Genomic DNA, 12669 nt, shown 5'->3' with positions numbered 1-12669 from the left:
TGCCTCCTCAGATCATATGCGTACGCGGATCACTTGCGTCCGCAAGTGTCTGGCCGACGATGTAAAGCGAAACTGAAATCACTGCGGAAATTGTGACCGGAATCCAGAACAGATACGGCGTAGACACCAGATATGGCGAATAGTCACGGATCATCTGACCCAGAGACGCATACTGTCTGCCAAGACCGACTCCGAGATATGAGAGAAATACTTCATAGGAAATAAACGAAGGAATATCACGGCTGATTTCCGTCATGATAACAGAAACCAGATACGGAAGAATGTTCTTCGTGATCATCGTCCAGGTCGAAGTGCCAAGACATCTGCTTGCAAGGTTATATTCGCGGTCGCGGATGATCATGACCTGCACGCGGATGAAGTAAGCAACGCTGACCCAGGATGTGATCGAAAGTGCGAAGATCAGAGACCCCATGCCGGAACCAAGTGCATATACCAGGACCATTGCAATCAGCGTGGTCGGAATATTCGCAAGGACGTTATAGACCTGGATCATGACTGCATCGACACGCTTCGAGAAGCCCCACCACATGCCGACGATAACACCGACAAGGACGGTGATCGCCGTCGCGGAGAAGGAAACGATCAGAGAATTGCGGGTACCTGCCCAGACGGCATCAAACAGAGAGTTCCCCTTATCATCAGTTCCGAACCAGTACGTGGAGTTCGGACGGATATATTTCATCGCCTGATTATTGATGTTCGGAGTCTTCATCGGAGAATATCCTGAAAACATCGGCTGGAAGATGGAAAGCAGGACAACTGCAATAACGACAACCAATAGCATGATCGCAAGCTTAGAACGGAAGAACTGGCGGAATACACTCTTCCAGTAGCTGTACTTCGGGGCGGAAATATGCTCGGAAGCAGAGTCATCAGCTTTCTGAAAGGTAAAGCGATCATCTTTTACATTCATTTCAGACATCAGTCTTCTCCTTTCGCAGTCAGCTGAATCCGCGGATCCACCAGCGTCATCAGAAGGTCACCAAGCAGTACGGCAAGAATGGACAAGGCAGTGAAGATAAACGTCAGTGTGATGATCATATTGTTGTTCATCTTCGTGATCGCATCCGGAAGCATCTTGCCCATGCCCGGAACTGCAAATGCTGACTCAGTGATGAATGCACCGGAGATGCAGAGAATCACTGAAGAAGGAATTCCATTCACAATCGGGATGATTGCATTTCTCAGAATATGCTTGCGGAAGATTTCCTTCTGGGAAAGACCTTTTGCCCGTGCAAACTTGACATAGTCCGCATTGACCTGGTCGATCATATAGCGTCTTACCCACATCATCAGGGAAGGCGTATTGAGCAAGGCCAGAATCAGCGTCGGCATGAGCCACGAACGCACATCCTGGAAGCCAAGCTGCGGGAACTTGTCGGGGAGTCCGAAAAGTGTGCCGATCGAACGCATGAAGAAGATGAAGGCAAGAGAAGGAACTGCAATCAGAATGTTGATATAAGCAATTCCGAGTTTGTCGCGGAATTTTCCTTTATGCTGGGCCATATCAATTGCCAGCGGAACTCCGAACACATATGCGATGATCAGGGAGATGATTCCCATGATGTAGGACGTCGCGATCATGGAAGGCTGCGTATAGCTGGACTCGCAGTCTGCATAATGGTCAGCGAATCTCTTGGCATCCAGACGATCCGGGGAGGCCTTGTAGCGGCAGGTTGTCTGAATAATAGCCGAGTCTTCCGAAAGTCCGGTTTCGAAGGTCTGCGTGACCGTCTTCAGCTCGCCCTGTCCTTCCGAAATCACCTGAATCGTATCAAGGCCCTGGTTCGTCGGATAGGAAGTACCGAAATTGAAGTGGAAGAAGTTCTGATGAATGAATGGGAAGCTCGCGTCAAAGTAGATCTGATACTTATAATTGCAACCGGAGCACGTAATTGCAGGAGTTCCATTATAGGGGTTGGTTCCGATCGAATATCCTCTTGCAAGATCCGGATTCTCATCGTCCTGAATATAACCAGGGTGATCAAACTCAAGCATCTGGGAATAATAATGTCCCAGCAGTTCCAGCCAGTTGTAATCATGGGTCACATACGGATCGCCATTCTTCTGCTTGGCAGTGACATATCCTTTCGCTTCCATCGCTGCGATAGCGTCTGTCTGCTCCTGGGAACCGTTCACTGAGCAAGCAGCAGCTTTCTCTGTACCCTCTCCGTATATCGTCTGGCAGAAATCGCTCTTCCGCTGATAATCCAGATAACCGAGCTGATCGTACTTCTGCAGCATGTACAGCGTCTTGGTTTCGCCTTTCATCTTAGTGAAAGCTGGATCATTGTCAAAAACCTTGCTGCGCGGAATCAGCGTGAAGATCATGACGATAATGATCGACATCACTGCAAATAAGGCCACAATGGACCTCAGCAGCCTCGATAGAATATACTTAGCCATACCAAATCCGTTCCTTTTCCTTGCAAATCATCTCATAATGTCTGATCCCCTCCTGAAACAGGCATTATTAAAGAAAATGTGCTTTGTTATTATATCATACCTGTTTCATAATGCCATGAACCGGTTGTCAGGTTTCATGAGATTGTCCACTCATTCTGAAAATACACTATGCATTTTCTGAAAAGAAAAGAGAGACATTTCTGCCTCTCTTTGTGCTTAATCAGAAGCTTCTCAGTTTGTGCCAGTCAGAACTGCTGCGGTTCCGCCTGTCTGGAAGTCTTCGTAAGCCTTGTCGTAATCATCAGTGGTTACAAGGCCTTCCTGGAGCTTGAGTCCCTTGTACTTGTACTCGGTAAGTCCGGTAGAAGAATAGACACGGCTGAACGGAACAACGTGCGTCACACGTACGGTTCTGGACTGCATCTGGCCCGGAATGAAGAAGCACTTGTCCACCAGTTCTGCATCTGCTTCCGCGAATGCCTTGTAACGAGCATCGAGATCATCATAGATCGCATCTGCTTTGCGGTAGAGCTCTTCATATTCCGCAAGACCTACCTGTTCCTTGATATCATCATCAGAGCCATAGACCGGATCGCCCTCATTTACTGCATCTGCAGTCTGAGAAGAATCGGTCAGACCCATGGACTTCATGTAGTAGCCGGAAACCGGGCTGTAGATATCAACGAAGGACTTCGGATCTGCATAGTCCGGAGACCATCCGGTGAAGGTGGAGATGTCATAATCTGCTTCTGCAGGGCTGTTGCTGTAGTAAGCAATGTTCTTGACCGTATCCTCATCTCTCATAACGAGTTCGATCACGATCTGACCATCAGTTGCAGACTCAACGGAATCCTTGAGAGACTGTGCCTGGTCAACCAGTCTCTTGTTGGTCTCAATTACAAGCATATCCAGGTGAATCGGCTTGTCAGCGCTGATGTCCAGACCATCTGCCTTTGCAGCTTCGAGATACTTCAGAGCTTCGTCCTTGTTATAGAACGGATCCTGACCATCGGACAGATCAATATCCGTACCAGTGCGAGCATCATAAGCCTGCGTTACCAGATCGCCATAGGCAGTTCCATCCGAAGTACGGGCGACATCCGGGAAGTTGTTCATATTGCGGAGCATGCCCTTAGCAAGATCTTCCGGAGCAGAAACCATCAGATAAGATGTACGATCCCAGGAAGCACGGAGTGCCTTGCGGAAGTTCTCATTCAGAATTGCATTGTGCGTACGCTCAGCTTCTGCAGTATCCGTTGCATAGTTCGTGTTGTCGAACGTGACACGGTTCATATTGAAGACAATTCCGAATACGGAAGAGTTCGGCAGAGATTCTGTGGTATATCCTGCATACTTCGTCATGTACTCATCGAAGTTCTCCCACTGAGCAGAGATCGGAGAATAAGCATAGATCCCCTGTTCGAAGGAACGGATAGCAGAATACGGATCAGAACCATCATCATAGATTCTCGTGACTGTCTTCATGTAGACATGATCAGCATCCCAGTAGCTGTCATTCTTCGTCATGACGATGGAAGATTCCAGATCATAGGAAGTCAGAATGTAGCCGCCATTGTAGAGAATGGAACCAGCATCCGTTGTTCCGAAGGAGCAGGAAGTCTGATCCGGAGCACCAAGCTTGCAGCCAGTTCCCTGGGATTCCAGGAATTCACGGTTGACCGGATAGAGAACTGCATAAGTTGTCATGGACGGGAAGTAAGGCGTCGGAGCTTCCAGCGTATATTCCAGAGTCAGGTCATCGACTGCCTTGACACCAACCTTGTCCCATGCCTCATCCGAGTAATCACCATTGGCCATATAATCAGAATAGCCCTTGATGACACCCTGCATCAGCCATGCGGTACCGCTGTTGAATTCAGCACCATGGCGAAGTCCGGCAACGAAGTCATCCGCCTTTACCGTGTCATATTCCTCACCAGTGTTGGTAACCCACTTGACACCATCTCTCAGATGGAATGTGTAAGTCAGACCATCATCGCTGACATCGTAGCTGGTAGCCAGGCACGGTGCCAGGTTGCCATACGTATCATTCTCGAGCAGACCATCCACAAAGTTTGCATTGTATTCATGGTCTTCAGCAAGTGCTGTAACCAGATAATCCATCGACTGGATCTGATACGACGTGTACTCGGTCAGATTGTCCGTGTCAGCCAGCTTGATGTCAGCGGCTGCAGTATCGGACATGTACTCCTCGGTGCCTGCGCTTGCACTTGCTGCTGCGGAAGCGTTTGCCGACGCTGTTGCTGTTGCTGCAGCGGAAGATCCGCCGCATCCAGCCAGAGTGACACCCATCATCGCAGAAAGCAGAACTGCAGATAATTTCTTCATAGCTTTTCCCTCCTGATTCAATTGCTATGGTTTGAGTTTAGCTTAAAGTGTTCAAGAAAACAACACTGTCATTTCACAGAATTTTCACGTTTTTCACATCTGCATCACTTTTTATCCGGAAATTTTCATTGCTTACAGAAAACACATTTTCTCTTATTCTGCCAGATCCGGTGCCGAAAGTTCAAACTGACGCGTGTAAAGACTATAGTAGTACCCTCTCTGTCTCATCAGTTCATGATGTGTTCCACGCTCAATGATCTTGCCATCCCTCACGACCAGGATCACATCTGCATCAACAATTGTGGAAAGACGATGAGCTATCACAAAGGAAGTCCTTCCCTTCGTGACTGCTGAAATGGCATTCTGAATTGCCTTTTCTGTCACGGTATCAATCGAAGAAGTAGCTTCATCCAGAACCAGGATCCGAGGATCAGCTAGCAATGCTCTGGCAAATGACAGCAGCTGCTTCTCCCCGGTTGAAAGCAGATCTCCGCCTTCGCCGACCTCACTGTCGAGGCCATGATCCATCTTGCGGATCACGAAGTCCGCAGAAACCATCTGCAATGCTTTCATGATCTCTTCATCACTCGCATCCGGTTTTCCATAGCGCAGATTGTCCCGGACTGTTCCGGAAAACAGATGCGGCGTCTGCAGCACATAGCCGATATTGGAATGCAGCCAGAGCTGGCTTCTCTCTCGGGCATCTCTTCCATCAATGAGCACCTGTCCGCTGGTCGGTTCATAGAACCTGCAGACGAGATTGACTAATGTGCTCTTGCCTGCTCCGGTCTCCCCGACAATTGCCACATTGGTCCCCTGCGGCACTTTCAGGTTGAAGTGCTCGAGGACATTCTCCGTTCCGTCCGGATACCGGAATGTCACATCACGGAACTCAACATCACCATGCAGCGGTTCCCAGTTTTCCTTCTTCGGATGGAACGTATCTCCGTACTTCTCAATCACTTCCGGAGAATCTGCGACATCAGAAGCGGTATTCATCAGTTTCGTGAACCGCTCGATATTCACCTGGGAAGCAACCAGTGCAGAGATCGTCTGCACAATTGCTTCAATCGGATCCATGAGATTCAGCGCATAGCTCATAAACACTGACAGCGTTCCGATCGACATCACCTGCTCTGCTGTGATCATGCCGCCTCGCCACAGCACAACTGCAAGTGCCATGGAACTCATCAGCACCATCGTTGCTGAAAGCAGTGCACTGTAATGCACCGCATGCACGGACTCTTTCCGCATGCGCTCGGAATCCTTCTGAAAGTCCGAATTGATCACCGACTCCACTGCCATCGTCTTGATGGAACGTACGCCGGTGATGCCCTCATTGAAATTCCCGGTAATCGTCGAATTGATCTCCCGGATCCGCCTGTTCAGAGTCACAATCCGCTTCTGGAACCAGCTGATCAGAAGTACTGCAATCGGTACCAGCAGCACGATCCACGCCGTCAGCCTTGCATTCATCTTCAGCATGATCACAAGCACGAAGATCAGATACGATCCATTCCAGATCAGATCCATGAACCGCCAGGCAACGATTTCTCCGATCCGGCCGGTATCGCTCATGACTCTTGCATGAATGTACCCGACATTATTCTGATTAAAATAAGAGAAAGACAGGGTCTGCAGATGGCTGAAGCTTGCATCTCTGAGATCATGGTCCACACTCATTTCAATCTGGCCTGCCCAGAAAGTGCTGATCAGATTGATGATGACCTGCACTGCGAGAATAGCAATATAGAGCCAGATGAACTGCGGCATCGTATCGAGCGTCTTCAGCGTGATGAAATGATTCAGTGCATACTGATTGAACAGCGGATACACCGAGTCAATTGCCGATGCGGCAAGTCCGAGAATCATCATCGCAATCAGCTTCTTCCGGTAAGGACGCACATAGGGCATCAGCTTCGGAATTCCGAAGAACGGAAGAGAAACCTGCTCTTCTTTTTTCTTCTCGCTCATGATCAGCCCTCCTGTCCCTGCATCTGCAGATCATAGATCTTCCGGTAGATGCCGTTCTTCTCCAGCAGCTGCTCATGCGTTCCCTGCTCGGCAACTCTGCCCTGATCCAGCACGATGATCTGATCTGCCTGCATCAGCGTCGTGATCCGATGTGCAATCAGAATCACGGTTGAAGTATCGCTGCTTTCATGAATCGCGGTACGGATCTTCGCATCCGTCTCCGCATCGACTGCGGAAAGCGAATCATCGAAGATCATGATCGGAGGCTTCCGGATCAGCATCTGCGCAATCGCCGTCCGCTGCTTCTGTCCACCGGACAGCGTCACGCCTCTTTCTCCGACGAATGTCTCATATTTATCTGTGAAGTGTTCCACCGTATCATCCAGATCAGCAATCTCAGAAGCCTGTCTTACTTCTTTCAGATTCGCGGTCGGCTTGGCAATCCGGATATTCTCAAACAGCGTGCGCGAGAACAGATACGGCTCCTGCAGCACCATTCCGATCTGGGTTCTGACCCAGGATGCCTTCATATCAGCAATATCCACTCCGCCAATTGTGATCTTCCCCTTCGAGAGCGAATACATGCGATCCAGCAGATACATCAGCGTCGACTTTCCGGACCCGGTGCCGCCGAGAATGCCAACCGTAGAACCAGCCTTCACAGTGAAAGACACATCATCCAGAATCTCTCCGGCTCCGTTCTCATACTGATACGAGACATGATCAAAGACGATATCCTGAAGCAGATCCGGAGTCAGTGCATCTGGTTTATCCTGTTCTTCTTCCGCATTCATGATCTCCCGGATACGGTCGATGGAAACTCCGGTCTTGGAGAGATCTGCAATGATTCTGCCGAGCATACGCACCGGCCACGTCAGCATCGCATTATAGGATAGAAACGCAATATAGCTGCCCGCCGTCATCTCGCCATGCACGCAGAACACCGCACCAGCCGACAGCACCGTCAGAATCTGCAGATAGGAAAACAGATCGCCGCAGGACCAGAACACCGAAAGATACTTCATCAGTCTGATCCAGAACTTCGTGTACTGATCATTCTGATTCGCAAATCTCGTCTTCTCATACTGCTCTCTGCCGAAAGCCCGCACAACCCGGACGCCCGTCAGATTCTCCTGGGCAATGGCTGACAGCTTTCCTTCTTCGATGTCTGCTTTTTCAAATGAAGCACCGATCTTATAGTAGAAGAAGATACTGTAGCCGATGATCACTGGAATGAAGAGACCCGCATAAAGCGTCAGCCGGCCGCTGATTCCCGCCATGAAGCAGAGCGACATCACGATCATCAGCACGATCCGGAACAAAGAGGTCAGCTGCTCCTGCAGGAACATCTTGATCGTCTCCACATCTGAGGTGCAGCGCTGGATGATATCGCCGGTCTGATGATCCGAATACCAGCTCACCGGAAGATTCAATAGATGTGCGAATACCTGATCCCTGATCCGTTTCACAAACCTTTCCGAGCCCTTCGAATTCATCAGCCGGAACACATACCGGAACATGGACCTTAATAGTGCCAGCACCACGACCAGACCCGCAACAAGAATCAGCACATGCGGTCCATGCATGCCTGCTTTCTCCCAGAGCTGCTCCAGAAACGTCGGCAGCGAAGCCGGCTCGTCACCGATCACCGAGTCAACCGTAAAACCGATGATCTTCGGATTGACCATGTCAAGCAGAGTTACCAGACATGCTGAAATCAGACTCGCGGCAAAATACTTTCCCGAGCCTGACAGAAAATACAAGACCATGCTCCGCTTATTCGGAAAGCGGAGCTTTTTCCCCTCACTTTTTTTCATAGCACCTAATTTAGCATAATCTGCACGATCAATACAGAATCACTTCCCGCAAAGCAAAAAGTCAGACACGAAGTCTGACTCTGTCAACCTGATGGTTACTCTGCACCGGCAATCTGCACATGGCACAGCCGCGTGACTGCCGGAATCACCATCGTATCGTACTGACGCTGTTCTTTCGAACCATACATCTCCTTCATCAGCACATGCATATTTCCGGAAACCGAGCCCCCGGTGACAATCTTTACTTTGCCATCCTGATGCAGGTAGCCAAGTCTGATCTCACCAGCAAGATCACCAGTCATCGGATTCACCTGGAAATCAGAGAACTCCGCAACCTCCAGATAATTCCCGCTCCGCAGTTCTTCTGCCGACCTGCTTCCGCCGCAGATTTCATAGTTCTGAGCCCGGAAACAATCCTTCAGCCCGAGATAATATGCACATTGCTGACTGCCGCAGTACGCCTCAGGCACATTGTTGTTCATCAGCACCAGATCTCTGACGGTTGCACCCTCGCTGTCATATCCGGTATTATGCGAAGAGTTCTTCAGATGAGCTACCGATTTCACCGTGAAACGATCTCCCTTTACTTCCTTCACTGCTTCGGTTCCGATCGCCCAGTCTGAGAACCTCCGATAGATATAATCTGAAGAAAGATGAGCCGTCATATACTCATAGATCTTTGCTGCATCCGGACCAGCCAGCACCAGATCGCCAGATCCAAGAGCAGGCGTCGATACTGCATTCAGACGATCTCTGCCCATCTGCATCGTCTCTGCAAGATCCTTCTTCAGCATCTCTGCATCGCACGTTCCGGACGTATAGTTCCGGTACAGTTCGATTTCATGTCCGTCTTTTCTGGCATTGACAACTACTTCGATCATTGACTCCGGATACACCGAAGTCACATCAATTCCATTGGAATTGATGAATCTCCGCTTCATCGAGCTCGTGAAGATCTCATAGGAATTGATATCCTCACTCTCCGTCTCCGGAAGTTCTGTCATCGTGCGGATGAAATCCTCTGCAATCACCGCAGGATCTATCGCTTTCTGAGATTCCGGTACACCAGAACCAGGATGATGAAGCTCATAGTACGGATTCTTCACCAGCGATGCTTCTCTGCGCAGCTGCGCGATCATATCTCTGACTTCTGATTCTTCCGAACCAGCCGGAATCTCCATTCTTGCAGAACCAACTTCTTTTCCATCTCCGATTGATTCATACACACATACCGTTACATGCTCGGTATCCACAATCCGGTTCTGATCCAGTTCATGACGGATGAAATAGAACTCCCATCCTTCTTTCACCGTATCCGTGACTTCCCAGCCAGCTGCACCGGACTCTTTCAGCAATTCCAGGATTTTCTCATCCATCAGCCTAACCTCGCTTTCGCCTTCAGATAAGGACCGCCGTCAGAAACCTTGACGAACTCCTTATAGCCCTTGCCGCAATAACCCGAACCGAATGCCTGCACATCATGCGCAGCCATTGAGATCGATCCGAGCAGATCCGGTACATATCCGGTCAGCACAATCGGTCCGCATACCTTGCCGGTCAGCTTTCCATCTCTGATTTCATATCCTCTCTGCACAATACACTGAATGCCCCAGTGCTTCGGATCTTCCATGCCGGAATACATGCCAGAGAGAAGATAGCCATGAGAAATCGAATGGATCATATCTTCCATGGAATCATTTCCTCCCTCGAAGATCGTATTCGTCATGCGCGAATAAACCTTATGTTCGAAGTTCTGCCGCTTTCCGTTTCCTGTCGGCTTCGTATGAAGACGCAGTGCACTCAATACATCGCATACGCCGGTCTTCAGAATGCCATGATCAATTTCCACCACATCTCCAGCCAGCGTTCCTTCATCATCAAACGCATACGAAGAAACTTCTTCCAGAACCGCAGCTCCTTCATGCATGGTAACCAGATCAGAACCTACCCGCTTCCCGATATAATCCTTGCCAAGCGCCCGGTTCTTCACAAACATATCCATCTCAACCCCATGGCCGAATGCTTCATGCGCAATCAGCCCGGATACCTCCGGAGACAGGATCACATCATACATGCCAGGCTTCACCGTTTCAGCTCCAAGCAGTTCATCTGCCTGCTTCAGCGCTTCCTTCAGGCACTGATCCATGCCTCTGAAAATCTCCGGTCCTTTTCTTCCGCTGACCGCAGAATAGCCCTGAACGCTCTTTCCATCTCTCATGCCGATTGCAGCAACCATGCCTTCTGAAATCACATAGCTCTGCCGCATATCCCGCTTCTGGCTCATGAACATCTTCGAGATATGGGTTGAAGAAGCATTTGCCACGCATTCGACAATATCCGGATGAGAAACACCTTCCTCACTCAGCTTGCTGAAGAACTTCACCAGTTTCTCAAGATCGCAGTTCTCCGGCATTTCTTCTGTTTCCATCTCTGCAGAAAACTGCAGCGGTTCTTCTTCCATCACCGGTGTCTGATAGACAGCAGTTCCCGTCTTCTGCAGCAGTTCCAGCTGCCGATCCAGATTCCTGCAGATCTTCTCTTCCATTACCTCCGGATGTTCCGGATCAAAGTCGTTGAATGCATATTCGCTGTACAGGCCATTCCTGCATACCCGTACCGTATTTCCCCGCTCCGTCGTCAATGTCTGGTGGCTGATCTGCTTCGATCTCTGCATGATCGATGCCTGAAACCCGACAGAATCAGACGAAAGCACGCTTACATAGTCATAATGTTCCTCCAGAAGGCTGATCAGCTTGTGGATCCCCGGAGCTATCCGGGTAAGATAATCTGAAAAATGAACTTTCATATTCAATCCTTTCAGCAGTGATCTTAACATATATTCCAGGATCTGTTCTGACTCAGGATCCGGATTGAAAACTTGTACCTCCATTCCTCCAGCTATGGTATAATCAACAGGCACACGGAGAAGTACCCAAGTGGTTGAAGGGACTGGTTTCGAAAACCAGCAGACGTGCAAGCGTGCGAGGGTTCGAACCCCTCCTTCTCCGCCATTTAAAAACCGTTCAGAATTCTTATTCTGAGCGGTTTTATTATAGAAAGACTTTCCTTATATTTTCACGGATTGCATCTCTTGCATGGGACATATCCGGAATTTACTGCATCATCCCGGCTGTAGAATTCCACTCGATTAGATGGCTTCATATCAGAGACGCTGCTGCACCAGGAATAATGGAACTTCCTGGAATTGGCATTACCGATATACGGAGCACTTCCAGCATACGGATCATCATAGGTCTGGAAATTGCTTGTACCGCCTCCGGATTGCTCAGTATAAGTCTCCGTCTGAACCCGATCCGCATCGGAATACCATTCCGGGTGATAGGAACAATAGCCTCCCTGAACATAGGATGCATCTGATACCCATCCGCAGTCATCCGGGGTCGGAGTCTGTTCCGGAGTAGGAGTTGGTGTCGGCTCTGGGATAGGAGTAGGTGACAGTGTGGGAGTCGGGGTAGGTGCAGGGGTTGGTGTTGGAGTCGGCTCTGGCGTAGATGCTTCAGCAGTTTCAGGCGTCGGAGTTTCTAATGTGTCAGAAGCTGGTTCAGCGTTATTCTCTTCAGCTGCTAAATCCTGCGAAATTGCTGTCGCGGCAGCAGTGCTTTCCGGTGCAATCGCTGCGGATGCATCAGCCGCCTGCCCTGCACATGCCATGGTAAAGAGGCAGGTAATGCAGAGAACCGATTTAATCAGTCTGCTGCCGTCTGGAATACGATGATGCTTTCCACCAGATAACAGCAATAGTAATGTTCCCAGGATCCCGAGGATTTCTTCTGACAAGGAACCATTGCTGAATCCTGTCATTCCGAGAACGAGAAAACACAATGCAGCTATCCAACGCAGTTCTTTTCCGATACTCAATTTCATTGTCACATTTCCCCTCTATGACTACCTTGATCTTACAACATTACGCTTGACCATGCATGATCATTAAAAACAGAACCATTTCATTTGTAGGTGTTACGCCTCTAATATGATGTCAATCTTCAGCTCAGGTTGTTTGTCCCTGGGCTGCTCTTTATAATGGGCATTAATTGAGAAAGGAAAAGTCCCGGAGTGACCTTTTATCTGGGCGATAAACACT

8 protein-coding genes and 1 tRNA gene are annotated in these 12669 nt (G+C 49.3%); 1 reads left to right on the top strand and 8 read right to left on the bottom strand.

The annotated features are described in order from the left end of the window. Positions 1–7: 7 nt before the first annotated feature. The 7 genes from oppC to FYJ51_RS02135 all read right to left on the bottom strand — a co-directional run bounded on the left by oppC (position 8) and on the right by FYJ51_RS02135 (position 11457). On the bottom strand, positions 8–943 hold the full coding sequence (gene oppC, locus FYJ51_RS02165; RefSeq protein ID WP_154502723.1) for an oligopeptide ABC transporter permease OppC: 936 nt from the start codon (positions 941–943) through the stop codon (positions 8–10). Then, on the bottom strand, positions 943–2427 hold the full coding sequence (locus FYJ51_RS02160; protein ID WP_154502720.1) for an ABC transporter permease: 1485 nt from the start codon (positions 2425–2427) through the stop codon (positions 943–945). Before FYJ51_RS02160 ends, oppC begins: the two co-directional genes overlap by 1 nt. Before the next feature lie 231 nt (positions 2428–2658). Next, on the bottom strand, positions 2659–4776 hold the full coding sequence (locus FYJ51_RS02155; RefSeq protein WP_154502717.1) for a peptide ABC transporter substrate-binding protein: 2118 nt from the start codon (positions 4774–4776) through the stop codon (positions 2659–2661). A gap of 153 nt (positions 4777–4929) precedes the next feature. Continuing rightward, positions 4930–6750 carry an ABC transporter ATP-binding protein gene (locus tag FYJ51_RS02150; RefSeq protein WP_154502714.1) on the bottom strand — a complete coding sequence of 607 codons (1821 nt, stop codon included), beginning with the start codon at positions 6748–6750 and terminating at the stop codon, positions 4930–4932. Between the two features lie 2 nt (positions 6751–6752). Continuing rightward, on the bottom strand, positions 6753–8519 hold the full coding sequence (locus tag FYJ51_RS02145; protein ID WP_235897197.1) for an ABC transporter ATP-binding protein: 1767 nt from the start codon (positions 8517–8519) through the stop codon (positions 6753–6755). Positions 8520–8662: 143 nt separating this feature from the next. Beyond that, on the bottom strand, positions 8663–9943 hold the full coding sequence (locus FYJ51_RS02140; RefSeq protein WP_154502708.1) for a metallopeptidase TldD-related protein: 1281 nt from the start codon (positions 9941–9943) through the stop codon (positions 8663–8665). Then, positions 9943–11457 carry a TldD/PmbA family protein gene (locus tag FYJ51_RS02135; protein WP_235897196.1) on the bottom strand — a complete coding sequence of 505 codons (1515 nt, stop codon included), beginning with the start codon at positions 11455–11457 and terminating at the stop codon, positions 9943–9945. Before FYJ51_RS02135 ends, FYJ51_RS02140 begins: the two co-directional genes overlap by 1 nt. Before the next feature lie 32 nt (positions 11458–11489). On the opposite strand from FYJ51_RS02135, the gene FYJ51_RS02130 reads away from it, so the two are divergent. After that, a tRNA-Ser gene (locus FYJ51_RS02130) sits at positions 11490–11578 on the top strand. Positions 11579–11642: 64 nt separating this feature from the next. Here the strand turns inward: FYJ51_RS02130 and FYJ51_RS13450 are convergent. After that, positions 11643–12452 carry a hypothetical protein gene (locus tag FYJ51_RS13450; RefSeq protein WP_205946123.1) on the bottom strand — a complete coding sequence of 270 codons (810 nt, stop codon included), beginning with the start codon at positions 12450–12452 and terminating at the stop codon, positions 11643–11645. Between the last annotated feature and the right edge of the window lie 217 nt (positions 12453–12669).

This window comes from Stecheria intestinalis, from assembly GCF_009696165.1.
Taxonomy (GTDB): domain Bacteria; phylum Bacillota_I; class Bacilli_A; order Erysipelotrichales; family Erysipelotrichaceae; genus Bulleidia; species Bulleidia intestinalis.
The sequence above is the reverse complement of the archived record's forward strand: the minus strand, read 5'-3'. Positions and strand labels throughout refer to the sequence as shown.